Source organism: Bacillus sp. 103mf (genome assembly GCF_900116295.1).
GTDB lineage: Bacteria > Bacillota > Bacilli > Bacillales > Bacillaceae_G > Bacillus_A > Bacillus_A bruguierae.
Map to the genome: position 1 here is coordinate 379551 of NZ_FPAF01000003.1, position 14081 is coordinate 393631.

The 14081-nt window shown below is 35.2% G+C and carries 15 protein-coding genes; 12 read left to right on the plus strand and 3 right to left on the minus strand.

The genetic code is table 11. The features are described 5' to 3' along the window. The first annotated feature begins 41 nt into the window (after positions 1–41). A complete protein-coding gene (locus BM350_RS11405; protein WP_090911921.1) occupies positions 42–992 on the plus strand; it encodes a CobW family GTP-binding protein in 951 nt (316 codons plus the stop codon). Positions 993–1022: 30 nt separating this feature from the next. On the opposite strand, the gene BM350_RS11410 is transcribed toward BM350_RS11405, so the two are convergent. Next, positions 1023–1493 carry a GNAT family N-acetyltransferase gene (locus tag BM350_RS11410; protein ID WP_090911919.1) on the minus strand — a complete coding sequence of 157 codons (471 nt, stop codon included), beginning with the start codon at positions 1491–1493 and terminating at the stop codon, positions 1023–1025. 338 nt (positions 1494–1831) lie between these two features. Beyond that, the gene (locus tag BM350_RS11415) at positions 1832–2776 is read right to left on the minus strand and encodes a metal ABC transporter substrate-binding protein (RefSeq protein ID WP_090911917.1); all 945 of its coding nucleotides are present in this window, start codon (positions 2774–2776) and stop codon (positions 1832–1834) included. 272 nt (positions 2777–3048) lie between these two features. Here BM350_RS11415 and BM350_RS26895 point away from each other — a divergent pair, with 272 nt between their 5' ends. Beyond that, positions 3049–3192 carry a hypothetical protein gene (locus tag BM350_RS26895; protein WP_090911915.1) on the plus strand — a complete coding sequence of 48 codons (144 nt, stop codon included), beginning with the start codon at positions 3049–3051 and terminating at the stop codon, positions 3190–3192. 77 nt (positions 3193–3269) lie between these two features. Continuing rightward, on the plus strand, positions 3270–3929 hold the full coding sequence (locus tag BM350_RS11425; RefSeq protein WP_090911913.1) for an oxidoreductase: 660 nt from the start codon (positions 3270–3272) through the stop codon (positions 3927–3929). A 181-nt stretch (positions 3930–4110) separates the two neighbouring features. Here the strand turns inward: BM350_RS11425 and namA are convergent, their stop codons facing one another. Further along, entirely contained in the window at positions 4111–5151 is a 1041-nt protein-coding gene (gene namA / locus BM350_RS11430) for an NADPH dehydrogenase NamA (RefSeq protein WP_090911911.1), read from the minus strand. A 175-nt stretch (positions 5152–5326) separates the two neighbouring features. Between namA and BM350_RS11435 the strand changes: the two genes are divergently transcribed. From BM350_RS11435 to BM350_RS11480, 9 genes are all read left to right on the plus strand, one after another. Further along, positions 5327–5779, plus strand: a complete 453-nt coding sequence (locus tag BM350_RS11435) for a methylated-DNA--[protein]-cysteine S-methyltransferase (RefSeq protein ID WP_090911909.1) — start codon at positions 5327–5329, stop codon at positions 5777–5779. Positions 5780–6162: 383 nt separating this feature from the next. After that, entirely contained in the window at positions 6163–7821 is a 1659-nt protein-coding gene (locus BM350_RS11440) for a peptide ABC transporter substrate-binding protein (RefSeq protein ID WP_090911907.1), read from the plus strand. 57 nt (positions 7822–7878) lie between these two features. Next, on the plus strand, positions 7879–8295 hold the full coding sequence (gene fosB, locus BM350_RS11445) for a FosB/FosD family fosfomycin resistance bacillithiol transferase (protein ID WP_090911906.1): 417 nt from the start codon (positions 7879–7881) through the stop codon (positions 8293–8295). Between the two features lie 20 nt (positions 8296–8315). Beyond that, entirely contained in the window at positions 8316–8861 is a 546-nt protein-coding gene (locus BM350_RS11450; protein ID WP_090911904.1) for a short-chain dehydrogenase, read from the plus strand. 14 nt (positions 8862–8875) lie between these two features. Then, complete coding sequence (locus tag BM350_RS11455) at positions 8876–9493, plus strand: phosphoserine phosphatase 1 (RefSeq protein WP_090911902.1); 618 nt, start codon at positions 8876–8878, stop codon at positions 9491–9493. A gap of 214 nt (positions 9494–9707) precedes the next feature. After that, complete coding sequence (locus tag BM350_RS26900; protein ID WP_090948241.1) at positions 9708–10175, plus strand: hypothetical protein; 468 nt, start codon at positions 9708–9710, stop codon at positions 10173–10175. 495 nt (positions 10176–10670) lie between these two features. Then, the gene (locus BM350_RS11465; RefSeq protein ID WP_090912622.1) at positions 10671–11744 is read left to right on the plus strand and encodes a CotH kinase family protein; all 1074 of its coding nucleotides are present in this window, start codon (positions 10671–10673) and stop codon (positions 11742–11744) included. Between the two features lie 196 nt (positions 11745–11940). Continuing rightward, on the plus strand, positions 11941–12558 hold the full coding sequence (locus BM350_RS11470) for an NUDIX hydrolase (RefSeq protein ID WP_090911899.1): 618 nt from the start codon (positions 11941–11943) through the stop codon (positions 12556–12558). An 807-nt stretch (positions 12559–13365) separates the two neighbouring features. Then, positions 13366–13968 (plus strand): undecaprenyl phosphate transporter UptA, encoded by a 603-nt coding sequence (locus BM350_RS11480; protein WP_090911897.1) that lies wholly within the window; start codon positions 13366–13368, stop codon positions 13966–13968. Positions 13969–14081 lie beyond the last annotated feature (113 nt).

A 14081-nucleotide genomic window follows, 5' to 3' on the forward strand; every position in this document is an offset into this window, starting at 1 on the left:
ATAATTATGTAATTAGACATATAACAAGGAGATGTAGAATCGTGATTCCAGTAACAATATTAACCGGATTTCTCGGATCAGGGAAAACAACATTATTAAATCGTATTTTATCTGAAGAGCACGGAAAGAAACTTGCGGTTATTGTAAATGAAATTGGACAAATAGGTATCGATAATCAATTGATTATGAATGTAGAAGAAGAAATTATGGAAATGACAAACGGTTGTTTATGTTGTACAGTACGTGAAGATTTGCTTGTTGCACTAAAGCATCTACTAGAAGTAAGAGCAGAAGGTAAAATGGATTTTGAAGGTTTAGTAATTGAAACAACTGGGCTTGCAAATCCTGGTCCAATTATTCAGACATTCTTTTTAGACCCTATTATTCAGTCCGCATACCAAATTAACGGTGTAGTAACTGTAGTAGATAGCTATCATATATATAAACACTTTGAAAAAGGTTTAGAAGCAAAAGAACAGATTGCTTTTGCTGACATGGTATTAATAAATAAATTAGATTTAGTAGAGCAGGAAGAAAAGGAGAATTTACTCATTGAATTACAAGGGATCAATCCAACTGCACAATTAATCCCAACAATAAATTGTGAAGTAGATATTTCATCCTTGCTAGATATACAAACGTTTAAAACGCGTGACAAGTTAGAAATTTATCCCCATACAGAGCAGCATCATTTAGAAGGGGTAAAGGCCTTTGTGTTAAGAGAAGAGCGTCCTCTTGATCTGCAAAAAATAAATGAATGGATGTCAGCCGTTGTACAAGAATTAGGAGAGTATTTATATCGTTATAAAGGAATGTTGTCTATTGAAGGAGTAAATCGCCGCGTTGTGTTCCAAGGCGTACATACGTTATTTGCAGCTTCCTATGATAGAGAGTGGCAAGAAGGAGAAAAACGAGTAAGTGAGATTGTTTTTATTGGTAAAAATTTAAATAAAGAATGGTTTCAACAACATTTTGAAGAATGCATAAAATAAGCCTGCGTTTGCAGGCCTATTTATGTTGGTTTATGAAAGTTTCACCTTATCTATAAGTAACTCCATTACAACTCCAACAACAGGACCTCCATCGTCAATATCACCAGTTAGACGAAAGCTAAACGATTCATATAGTTTCATTGCTAATTTGTTGTTAGGATGAAGACTTAAATAAATCTTTTTACATTGATATTTTTCTTGTAAATATGAAATTAATAAATGGAGAAAGCGTTTCGCGTAACCGTTTCCTTGAAAGTTGTGATCAATCATAAAACGGTCTAACCATATGCTTTCATTTTTTTCAGAATACCATCCATACATTGCGTATCCAACAAGTGTTTCTCCATCATATAAAGCTAACGATGTTGCATTTCCTTCATATAATGATTCGGCTAAAGAAAATGCGTTGCTTTCAATAAATTGTCGCTGCTCCGCTGCTACGTCTAAGGCAGCGACTGAACGCCAATTATGTACTGTTACTTCACAAATGTGAAGATTCATAGTTTCATCTCACTTTCCTATTTATTATAACTATATAAATACAAATTAAAAAATCGACATAAAAACTCTCTTTCTTTTTAGGCGGGCGAGAGTATCTGGCCATGCATAGAAGCGGTCAGTGCTTTTTCCTGCCACGTGCAAGGTTTTAAAACAAAAGGAGAAAGCGGGTTCAGATCATGGTGTATTATGTATAGAAATGACTTGTATATTGAAATAATATATAAAACTAATATGGATAATTTTACTATATGTTTTTTATAAGTCAAGGCAATCAGGAAAGATGTGGCATAAGAAAAGACCGCAGAAACATTTTTTCGCGGTCAGAAATGAATACTATATTAATTTGTAGCTTCTTTTAAAGTTTTCATGTTCTCTTCCATTAGTGTGAAGTAATCTTTATTTTTTTTCGCATCATTATCAGAAATAGTTGCAAGATGATTTAAGCGTAAAATTTTCGTTCCTGTTTCTTTTTGAATAACTTCTGCTACTTTTGGTGTAGAGAATGTTTCAAATAAAATATATTTTAATCCATGCTCTTTTGCTGTTGCCGTGATAGAAGCTAGTGCTTTTTGGGATGGTTCATCAGAAGCAGAAATACCTGCAACTGGAATTTGTTTTAAACCGTAACGTTGTTCCCAATATCCGTATGCTGCATGAGAAACTAAAATTTCTTTCGTTTTTGCATGATCAACAACTTCTTTAAATTGATTATCTAAACTTGTGAATTTGGTTTGCAGTGCAGCAAAGTTTTTCTCGAATTCTTCTTTATGCTCTGGTTGTAGTTCTACAAGTGCATTTTTAATTGCTTCAGCTTGTTTCGTTGCAAGTGTTGGATCTAGCCAAACGTGAGGGTCTTTATCATGATGATGTTCTTCTTTATGACCTTCCTCGTGTTTGTGTTCGTCTTCAGTCGAAGCGCGTAGTTCGATATCTTTTGATGCATTCACAACTTTAACCTTTTCATTTTTTAATGTTTTTTCCATTTTTTCAGCAAATGGCTCTAATCCAGCTCCGTTATATACAAGTAAGTCTGCTTTGGCAACTTGTACTGTTTGTTTTTGACTTGGCTCATACGTATGGGAATCTGCACCTGGTGGATATATAGCTGTTACTTCTACGTAATCGCCACCGATTTTTTTAGCAAAGTCAGCTAAAGGAAAAATAGTTGTATAGACGGAAAGTTTACCATCTTTTTTATTTGCTGTGTTATCTTTGTTTGAACATCCAGCAAATATAAGGGTAAATATTAGTACGAATGAAAATATAAGTGATTTTTTCTTCATTTTGCTTGCCTCGTTTCTTTACTTTCTAAAATGTATTTTCTCCAAATAAAAGAAAGAATAACTTCCTTTTTTATAAAGCGTAATAATTACGTTTTATACCACCGATTTAGTATAATACATCTTTGACAATGTTGCAATAAATAATAATGATTACGATTTATGATTTGTTCTAAATTTGTCACAATGCTCTGGTTTATTTTTTTTGTTTTTGCATATATCCTTTTAGCTTCTTCATATAGTGTGATAGAGGGTGCAGAGAAGGAGATGAGTGAATGGAATATGTGAGCGAAGCAGTTTTATTAATATTGGCTGTTATTTTTCCATTATCATGTGTGCTGTTTTTTTTGAAAGCGCTTATTCGGAATTTAGGGGATACAAGTACAGTTACTGAGGTGCCAAAAGAAGAAAAAGAGTAAACAAAGGGCTTGCATATTGTATTTTGCTTTGCATATGATAGAGAAAGATATTAGAAGATAAAGAGGTATGGAAACGGATGAAAACAAGAACAGCCTTGGTACTTGGAGCTAGTGGTCTAGTTGGACAGGAAGTGACACAATTACTGCTTGATTCGGACTATTATGATTCAGTTACAATTTTTGTGAGAAGATTATTAGAATGGGAACACGAAAAGCTTCAACAAAAGCAGGTGGATTTTTCGATTTTGGAACAATATAAAGAGTTTTTTGCTGTAGATGATGTGTTTAATTGTCTTGGTACGACAATTAAAAAAGCAAAGACGAAAGAAAATTTTAAAAAGGTTGATTATGATTATACAATACGAGCAGCTCGTGTAGCAGAAGAACAAGGGGTACAAAACTTTCTTGTTATTTCTTCGATGGGGGCAAATCCGAAGTCGCTATTTTTCTACTCGCAAGTAAAAGGAAAGATGGAGGAAGGTATTAAAAAGCTAGTCATAGGAGGCATTCATATTTTTAGACCATCTCTTTTACTTGGAGAACGAGAAGAGTTTCGTTTTGGAGAAAGAATGGGAGAAAAGATTTCGGGAATTATGCCGTTTTTATTTAAAGGGTCTTTTTCAAAATATAAACCGATTTCAGCAGAGCAAGTAGCAAGAGGAATGTATGTAACAGCGCTGCGAGAAGAGTCTGGAGTTCATATACATGAATCTTTGGAAATTGCTAAGATGAAATAAAGTGAAACTTCCATCCGAGGGGGGTTCTTCATCCCCCTCGGATGGAAAGCCCACCCAATCGGGCTTTTACTGCCCGTTAATGCGGGATAAAAGTGATTTTCACTAGATATTTTCCTCTTTAAGAAAATATAGCTTGTATAAAATAAAGGAGCTGCCCAAAGTACTATTTGGGGCAGCTCCTCTATTTAGTAGTATTTTTTAGTTTTCCTGGAGCACGACTATATTGAAACGGCTCAGCTAATTCAAAACCAAGCTCATTCGCTGCTGTTCTTGGGAAATATGGGTTTCGTAATAGTTCACGGCCGATAAAAATTAAGTCAGCAGAACCTTGTTGTAAAATTTCTTCTGCCTGTATGCCGCTTGTAATAAGGCCAACAGTACCTGTAGCAATAGAAGCGTGTTCTTTTATATGTTTTGCATAGGGTACTTGATAACCAGGATACACATCGATATGTGCTGGTACAACAGCTCCCGAACTACAATCAATGAGGTTAACACCTTGTTCTTTCATCCACTGTGCAAACGTTACATAGTCTTCTACAGTTAAACCTTCTGGATGATAATCATGAGCGGAAATACGAACAAATAATGGCCCACTCCATACTTCTTTTACCGCATTAATGATTTCACGTAAAAAACGATAGCGATTTTCACAAGATCCACCATATTCATCTGTACGATGGTTTGTGAGCGGAGATAAAAATTCATTAATTAAATAACCATGTGCTCCGTGTAATTCAATAATATCAAATCCAGCCTTTTTGGCACGTGTTGCTCCATTTTGAAAGGCTATGATAGCTTCTCGTATTTGTTCTTTGCTCATTTGCACAGGAATTTTCATAGAGGAATTAAAAGGAATAGCTGATGGTGCAATAGGGTCTGTATCAAGAACAGCTTTTCTACCGGCATGTGCAATTTGAATAGCAGCTTTTGCCCCGTGTTCATGGATCATATTGACAACTTGATGTAGGCCATCTATATGCTCATTATTCCAAATGCCTAAATCTTTGTGGGAAATGCGTCCTTCTGGTGTTACGGCTGTAGCCTCTAGCATGACAAGCCCAACTTGACCAGCTGCACGTGATGCGTAGTGGACGAGATGGAAATTCGTTATTTTGCCGTCTTCGTTTTCAGAGGAGTACATACACATAGGTGACATAACAATTCGATTTTTTAGTGTAACATCTTTTATTGTATACGATGAAAATAATTGATTGTTCACAATAAGAATCCTCCTTTATTTTTTAAAATGAGCATATATCCAAGTATCATTTCTTAGCTAATGGGAGTGTCATTTTATTGTAGCACCTTGCTCCTTTTTTCCATAACAAAATGCTTAAAGCCATGTTATGATGAGTTTATGTTTAATGAATATGAAGAGAGGTGGCGTATTTTTCATGTATCAAGCATATTACAAAAGTGAACTTGGATGGATTGAAGTAAAAGGGGATGAGACTGGCATTTCCTCTATATTATTTGTAGAACAAAAACAAGAAGATATTCCTCATCCAATTGTTGAGAGATGTGTAATGGAGCTAGATGAATATTTTCATAAGAAGCGAACGGAATTTACTGTCCCGCTACGAGCGAAGGGAACTCCTTTTCAAAAACAAGTATGGAATGCACTTTGCAGTGTTCCATATGGGGAAAGTGCTTCTTATCTTGATATGGCAGAGAAAATCGGCAATCCAAGGGCTGTACGAGCAATCGGCGGAGCGAATAGTAGAAATCCTATTTCGATTATTGTGCCTTGTCACCGAATTATTGGGAAGAGCGGGAAGTTAGTAGGTTATGAGGGTGGACTTTGGCGGAAAGAATGGTTATTAAAGCATGAAGGTTTTTTAAGATAATGGAATATTTCAAATGAAACAATTTAGTTGAGTTATATATAAGTTAAAAAAAAATGACATAAAAACCTTTTTTAAAAAGGGAGACGAGAGCAGCTGGCCGTGCATAGAAGCGGGGTCAGGGCCTTTTCCTGCCACATGCGAGGTTTAAAACAAAGAGAGAAAGCGAGTACAGGTCATGTTGTATTCTGCATAGCAGTGAATGATATGCTGAAAAATTAAAATAGAGTTATGTAGATGATAAGGTAGTGAAAAAAGTGACGTGTGTCACTTTTTAATTTTTTTAAAGATAGTATTTGAAATTGTCAGAAAATTATGTATAATACTATTCAAGAGTATTTGTTCTTATTTTTAGTTGTTACAAAGAGAAAGAGGGGAAATGGTCTATGAAGAAGAAGGTTTCACTTATTACAGCACTTGCACTTTCTACGAGTGTGTTAGTTGCAGGGTGTGGAAATGGGGAAAAAGCATCAACAACTGAACAGGGAAAAGAAGGAAATGTAGCGCTTGCTGATAAACAAGTATTAAATTTACTAGAAACAGCAGAAATTCCTTCTATGGATACGTCAAAGGCAACTGATGGTGTATCATTTCGGGTATTTGTAAACGCAATGGAAGGATTATACCGCTTAGATAAAGAGAATAAACCAACACCTGGTATGGCAAAGGACGTGAAAATTAGCGAGGATAAGAAAACATACACATTTCACTTGCGAGATACAAAGTGGTCTAATGGAGAACCCGTAAAAGCACAAGACTTTGTGTTTGCTTGGCGTCGTGCTGTCGATAAAGCAACAGCATCAGAATATGCTTTTATTTTATTCGATGTTAAAAATGCTGAGAAAATTAATAAAGGAGAATTACCGCTTGAACAGCTTGGTGTTACAGCAAAAGATGATAAAACATTAGTAGTTGAGTTAGAGAAACCTACACCATATTTTCTAGATCTTACAACATTCCCGACATTTTTCCCATTGAATGAAAAATATGTAAAAGAACAAGGGGACAAATATTCATTAGAATCAGATAAGTTATTATATAACGGACCATTTGTGATGAGTGAATGGAAGCATGAACGAAGTTATCAGTTAAAGAAAAATCCAAACTATTGGGATAAAGATAATGTGAAATTAGAGGAAATTAATGTAAGTGTTGTAAAGGAAACATCAACAGGTGTAAATTTATATGATAGTAACGAAGTAGATCGAGTCATTTTAAGTTCGGAGTTTGTTGATAAATATAAGAAAAGTGATGAATTTAAATTGGAATTAGATTCACGTATGTATTTTATTCGTTTTAATCAGAAAAATCAGATTTTTTCAAATAAAAAAGCGCGTCAAGCTATTGATTTATCATATGATAAAAAGGGAATTGCAAATGTGATTTTAAACGATGGATCATTACCTGCATATTACTTAGTAGCACAAAAATTTACAAAAGGGCCAGATGGAAAAGACTTCCGCGAAACAAATAAAAACTTTCATGATGGTAAAGGAAATGCAGCAAAAGCAAAAAAACTATGGGAAGAAGCGAAAAAAGAGTTAGGGCAAGATACAATTACAGTTGAAATGTTGAACTATGATAAGGATAACTTGAAAAAAGTTGGAGAATATATTAAAGCAGAATTGGAGAAAAACTTACCTGGTTTGAAAGTGAATATGAAACAGCAGCCGTTTAAACAAAAGTTAGAGTTAGAAAAGAAATTAGAATATGAGTTCTCTTTATCATCATGGGGCCCAGATTATCCAGATCCAATGACATTTATTGATATGTTTATTACAGATAGTGCATTTAACGAAATGGCATATTCTAATAAGAAATATGATGAACTAGTTGCGAAAGCAAAAGGTGAGTTGTTAACCGATGAGAAAGCACGATGGAAGGCTCTTTCTGAAGCAGAGAAAATTCTATTTGATGATGCAGCCATTTCTCCGGTTTATCAGCAGGGCGTTGCTTTTCTTGAGAAATCTAAGGTGAAAGGAACTGCTAAGCATACATTTGGAGGTGATTTTAGTTATAAATGGACATATATTACAAAAAAATAGTACGATAAAGATGCGCGAATATTGCGCATCTTTTTTGCTGTGAGGGGGATAATGACAATGATAAAAGGAATGAATCATCTTTGTTTTTCTGTTTCAAATTTAGAGGAATCTATACAATTCTATGAACAAGTGTTGGAAGGGAAGTTACTTGTAAAAGGTAGAACACTTGCCTATTTCGACCTGTGCGGAATGTGGGTTGCATTAAATGAAGAAAAGGATATTCCAAGAAGGGAAATCTATCAATCGTATACACATATTGCGTTTTCGATAGAAAAAGAAGATTTTAAAGCTTTATTACATCGTCTTGAAGTGAATAAAGTACATATTTTACAAGGACGAGAGCGTGATGTACGAGATTGCCATTCTATTTATTTTACAGACCCAGATGGACATAAATTTGAATTTCATACAGGGACGCTGCAAGAGAGATTGCAATATTATAAAGAAGAAAAACCGCATATGCTGTTTTACTAAATATGGAAAGGAGGAGGGATATGCATGTACTTATTGTTGGGGGAACTGGCATGTTACAGAAAGTATCAAAGTGGTTTGCTGAGCAAGAGCTTCATACTTCTGTAATCGGTCGAAACATAAAACGCCTAAAGGAAATAGAAGATTCATGTGATATTCCTGAAAGAGTTACATGTCTAGCGGTTGATTATCATAATAGTGATGAGTTGCGTGTTAAAATTAAAAGTTCAATTCAAAAAAACGGACCAGTCACGCTTGTAGTTGCTTGGATTCATTCAACGGCTGTAGATGCATTGCAAATCATTAGTGAGGAGATTGAAACATTTTCGAAAGAATGGGAATTGTTTCATATAATTGGAAGCAGTGCTTACAAATCAGGGAAAAAAATAAGATGCTCTTCTTTATGTAGATATTATCGAATTATATTAGGTTTTATAGTAGAAGAAAAACGTTCGAGATGGTTAACACATGATGAGATTGCGAGTGGTGTTATAGCCGGAATTCAACACAAACAACGGGAATGGATTGTCGGAACATTAGAACCGTGGGATGCTAGACCGAGTTGGTAAAGGAGAAAATGATGATGAAAACAATGTTATATATTACGCGTCACGGGGAAACAGAATGGAATGTAGAAAAAAGAATGCAAGGCCGAAAAAATTCAAATTTAACGGAAACGGGAATATTACAAGCAAAACAATTAGGGAAACGTATGCAAGATATACAGCTTGATGTTATTTACAGCAGTCCAAGCGGAAGAGCAATGCATACAGCTCAGTTAATTAAAGGAGACAGAGATATTCCAATTGTAGCAGATGAACATTTATATGAAATTGATATGGGAGTTTGGGAAGGACATACACAAGTTGAATTACAGGAGAAATATCCGAAAGAGTTTCATTTATTTTGGAATGCACCGCATCAATATGAATCAAAATCAGGAGAAAGCTTTTATGATGCGAGAACACGTATGTTAAATGGACTTGAATACATACTAAAAAAACATGAAGGAGAAAGTGTTTTAATTGTTTCTCATGCTATTACTTCATTACTTATGATGGGGTATTTTGAACAGCGCCTCATTGAAAACATATGGAATGGTCCTTTTATGCATAGCGCAAGTTTAAGTATGATTGAAGTGATAGAAGGAGAAAGTAAAATTCACTTATTTGCTGATATTGCGCATTTTGAAGAGGTGTAAATGTTTATAAAGGAAAATTTTTATTCTTGGTGGAGATGAAAAAGTAATTTGTTTTAATAGATAAATAGACCGCTTAAAGCGGTCTATTTGCATTTTTGAAAAAGAGAAGGATATTTTTGCTATGTTATAGAGCTGAATTAAAGCGTATATTATATTATCAATCAGAGCGACGAGAACGACCGAGAGAACCGAGAGGGCCAAGAGGACCGGAACGATGAGAGCGACGAGAACGAGAACGACGAGAACGAGAACGACGAGAACGAGAGCGACGGGAACGAGAGCGACGAGAACGAGAGCGACGGGAACGAGAGCGACGAGAACGAGAACGACGAGAACGAGAGCGACGAGAACGAGAGCGACGGGAACGAGAGCGACGAGAACGAGAGCGACGAGAACGAGAGCGACGGGAACGAGAGCGTTTAGAACAGCGGGAACGACGAGAGCGAGAGCGTTTAGAGCAGCGGGAACGACGAGAACGAGAGCGTTTGGAACAGCGGGAACGACGAGAGCGGTGAGAACGAGAACGGCAAGAGGAAAGAAAACGCCAAGAGCGGCAAGTGCAACGAGAACGACGAGAGCGAGAGCGTTTGGAACAGCGGGAACGACGAGAACGAGAGCGGTCAGAACAGCGGGAACGACGAGAGCGGCGAGAACAGCGAGAGCGCTTAGGCTCTTGGCATAGAAAGGTTTCCATTCCAGCCCCTTTTACCTCTTCTACTGCTTTTTGAATGTCATTTCTTGAATACATTTAAGAAAAGCCTCCTTAATAAAAAATGAGATTGTATCTGTTGTTGAATTTTGAATAATGAACTTTCTATTAATAAGGTATGTCGACTAGATAAATTATGTTTGTTCTTTTTGAAAAATGGTGTTATATCCTAAAGGAAACAGACTGTGATAGGTAGCCTGCTTTTTAGGAATTAGTATTTTGATCTGCAGGAACGATGTGAGTATTTTGAGAGTTTTCATCTTTTTGAATAGTACCTCTGTAAAGGGTGCCTCCATATTTCGATATTTCGAAAAGGAAATTCTTTTCGTACTATTATATTATGAAGCATTTATTTTTTTGCATAGGAGAAGCGTATATAGCTAATCAAAATGAATATATAGTGGATGTGGCAATTGGGGAAGGAAGGGCATACATTGGTTGTAGATGAAAGAGAAGGGAAGGGAGAAAATGATACCTTCTTATGATTTTTTTATTCACCCAATGTATATCGTCGAGTTACGAAAAGATGTTTGGTCTGATGATCCTGTTCCAGCTAAGTTAACATATGATAAAAGAAAGTATGATATTGATATCGTATATCGCGGCTCTCATATTCGGAAATTGAAGAAAAAATCATATCATGTGATGTTCTATAAACCTAAATTTTTCCAAGGTGTGCAAGAGCTGCATTTTAATTCGGAATTTAATGATCCTTCTTTAATACGAAATAAGTTATCACTAGATTTTTTTTCAGACATTGGCACGTTATCACCGAAGGCGCAACATGTTCTTGTGAAGGTTAATAATCGATTTGAAGGAGTTTATTTACAGTTAGAATCGGTAGATGAAAATTTTTTACGGAGACGAAATTTACCAAAGGGTTCGATTTACTATGCAGTCGACGATGATGCGAATTTTTCATTAGTGAGTGAGTTAGATAAAGATATAAAAAAGAAATTATCCTTAGGGTATGAGTTGAAATGTGGAAATGAACATAGTGAAGGATACATTAGTGAATTTATCTATCAACTGAATACGATTTCCAGAGCAGCTTACGAAAAAAAAATCGTAAAATATGTCGATGTTGATAAATATTTAAGATGGTTAGCGGGTGTTGTATGCACGCAAAACTTTGATGGATTTGTGCACAATTATGCACTCTACCACAATGAAGAAACAAAGTTGTTTGAAATGATTCCATGGGACTATGATGCAACGTGGGGACGAGATGTACAAGGTCGAAAGATGGGGCATGATTATATTCGTATTCAAGGATTTAATACGTTAAGTGCTAGATTACTTGATGTTGATGTTTTTAGAAAGAAATATAAAAAAATTTTGAAAGATATACTCTCTCATCAATTTACAGTAGAATATATAAAACCGAAAGTAGAGGGAATGCACGAAGAACTTCGTCCATATATTGTGCAAGATCCGTATGTGAAATCGAAAATAGATGTATTTGATAGTGAGCCAAGTTTGATTTTTCGATATATAGAAAAACGTCGTGAATTTATACGAGAACATTTAGATGAATTATGAAGATGAACAAAAAAGAGATTGAACAATCAATCTCTTTTTTATTATATAATAAGTGTAATCCATATAAATACAAATTAAAAAATCGACATAAAACCCTCTTTCTTTTTAGGTGGGCGAGAGCATCTGGCCATGCATAGTAGCAACTTATATGTCGGAAAATTAAAATGGATATATATAAATTGAAGAAGGTGAAATGATGGAAATAAAATGGATTGAATGGGTAAAACAAATACAAGCAATTGCGCAGGCTGGATTAGCATATTCAAAAGATGTCTATGATATAGAACGTTTTCAAGACCTTCGGAAATTATCAATTGAAATGATGGCACATTATACAAAAACAGATTGGGAAGTGATTGAGCATTTATTTGCCAATGAAACGGGTTATCAAACTCCCAAAGTAGATATACGAGCGGTCGTGTTTCAAGAAGGAAAGTTACTTTTTGTAAAAGAAAAAAGTGATGGGAAATGGGCACTTCCAGGTGGGTGGGCTGATATTGGATATACACCTACGGAAGTAGCGCGAAAAGAAGTTTTAGAAGAAACAGGTTACAAAGTAGAAAACTTTCGTTTATTATCTATCTTTGATAAACAGAAACATCAGCCATCACCTTCTGCAATAGATGTATATAAAATATTTATTAGCTGTGAAATAGTAGGTGGTGAAAGACAAGCTGGTATTGAAACGGAAGATGTTCGCTTTTTTGGAGAAGAAGGATTGCCAGAACTATCAATAGGAAGAAATACAGAATGGCAAATCCGGCAAATGTTTGCTTATATGAAAGATCCGAATAAAGAAAGATTGGTTGATTAAGCAATAACGAAGATTATATAAATACAAATTAAGAAATCGACATAAAAACTCCCTTTCTTTTTAGGCGGGCGAGAGTATCTGGCCATGCATAGAAGCGGTCAGGTCCTTTTCTGCGACATGCAAGGTTTCAAACAAAAGGAGAAAGTGAGTAACGGTCGTGTTGTATTGTGCATAGTAACAACTTATATGTCGAAAAATTAAAATGGATATATATACGAAAAGCTATTTTGGTTATTTATAATGTTTTTTCTAATATGATTTTTGGTTCGCCTTTTTCATCAGTATATGTACGATAATATTAAATCTGTGCTTAATACTTAATATTAGCATGCTTCTCCATTTGTTTTTTGTTTGGATTGTTTTGTAGCTATTCTCTTTACACCATTTATGCTGCATATGCATAAGTTCTGAAGAAATGCCTTGTTTTCTGTAGTTTGGATGTACACCACCAATCCAACTATAGAAATGATTTTCTCTTCTTTCAAAGCCAATTACAGTTTCATGATCGAGAGCAAGTGCTAAAAGTAGACGTTTTTTCGTTCATTTCTTTTAGTAGATTTGTATTAGGAACTTGGAAAATTTCTTTGTGAAAAATTAGTAAATTTTTTATAACTTGCTTGTTTTTTGGAATCATTTCTAGTAATCTATATTCCATCGTGCACTTTCTCCTTTCGAAATAGAAATGTTAAGTATGTTTTTTTATTATTGCATAATTTTATACTATTAAGTAGTAGCATATTGGCAAGGATAGATTTTTATGAAATAATAAGAAAGTGTGTGTGCGTAGAAAAAAGGAGATAATGAAGAATGTTAGCAAATTTAGTTGAGCAGTTACTACAATTTTTTATAAGTCTGGGCTATTCTGGGATTGCGCTAGGACTTATGATCGAAATTATTCCGAGTGAAATTGTATTATCTTATGCGGGTTATTTAGTTGCTAAGGGAGAAATTAATTTCGTTGGGGCAGTGATTGCCGGAACGATTGGTGGAACGTTAGCGCAAATTTTCTTGTATTGGCTTGGATATTACGGCGGACGTCCGGTTGTTGAAAAATACGGTAAATATTTATTAATTAAAAAGCATCATTTAGATGTAGCAGAAGAATGGTTTAAGCGATATGGTGCAGGCGTGATTTTCTCTGCACGCTTTATCCCATTTGTACGTCATGCAATATCGATTCCAGCAGGACTAGCTAAAATGTCATTGCAACGATTTACAGCATATACAGTACTCGCAATTATTCCGTGGTCTATCCTGTTTATTTATTTAGGTGAAAAACTTGGCGGGAATTGGCGTCATATTAAAGAATATGCTGCTGACTACACGCATTATTTCATCGCAGGGGCGATTCTTTTTATTGCTGTATACATAGGTATGAAATTATTGAAAAAAAGAAAAACAGGTCGTTAAAGTCAATGAATTTTCATTGGCTTTTTTTCTTTGTTTATCCCGCTATTCGTGGGCAGTAAGACCCCCACCTCAAGATTCAAAGAGAAACAAAGAAGATAGGTGGGGGATGAAGA

What these genes read in the sequence shown, in the direction of transcription:
- BM350_RS11470 (WP_090911899.1), top strand. Translation starts at nt 11,941, where the DNA reads ATGGAAATAAAATGGATTGAATGGGTAAAACAAATACAAGCAATTGCG.
- BM350_RS11465 (WP_090912622.1), top strand. Translation starts at nt 10,671, where the DNA reads ATGATACCTTCTTATGATTTTTTTATTCACCCAATGTATATCGTCGAG.
- BM350_RS11435 (WP_090911909.1), top strand. Translation starts at nt 5,327, where the DNA reads ATGTATCAAGCATATTACAAAAGTGAACTTGGATGGATTGAAGTAAAA.
- BM350_RS11455 (WP_090911902.1), top strand. Translation starts at nt 8,876, where the DNA reads ATGAAAACAATGTTATATATTACGCGTCACGGGGAAACAGAATGGAAT.
- fosB (WP_090911906.1), top strand. Translation starts at nt 7,879, where the DNA reads ATGATAAAAGGAATGAATCATCTTTGTTTTTCTGTTTCAAATTTAGAG.
- BM350_RS26900 (WP_090948241.1), top strand. Translation starts at nt 9,708, where the DNA reads ATGAGAGCGACGAGAACGAGAACGACGAGAACGAGAACGACGAGAACG.
- BM350_RS11480 (WP_090911897.1), top strand. Translation starts at nt 13,366, where the DNA reads ATGTTAGCAAATTTAGTTGAGCAGTTACTACAATTTTTTATAAGTCTG.
- BM350_RS11415 (WP_090911917.1), bottom strand. Translation starts at nt 2,776, where the DNA reads ATGAAGAAAAAATCACTTATATTTTCATTCGTACTAATATTTACCCTT.
- BM350_RS11450 (WP_090911904.1), top strand. Translation starts at nt 8,316, where the DNA reads ATGCATGTACTTATTGTTGGGGGAACTGGCATGTTACAGAAAGTATCA.
- BM350_RS11425 (WP_090911913.1), top strand. Translation starts at nt 3,270, where the DNA reads ATGAAAACAAGAACAGCCTTGGTACTTGGAGCTAGTGGTCTAGTTGGA.
- BM350_RS11410 (WP_090911919.1), bottom strand. Translation starts at nt 1,493, where the DNA reads ATGAATCTTCACATTTGTGAAGTAACAGTACATAATTGGCGTTCAGTC.
- BM350_RS11440 (WP_090911907.1), top strand. Translation starts at nt 6,163, where the DNA reads ATGAAGAAGAAGGTTTCACTTATTACAGCACTTGCACTTTCTACGAGT.
- BM350_RS26895 (WP_090911915.1), top strand. Translation starts at nt 3,049, where the DNA reads ATGGAATATGTGAGCGAAGCAGTTTTATTAATATTGGCTGTTATTTTT.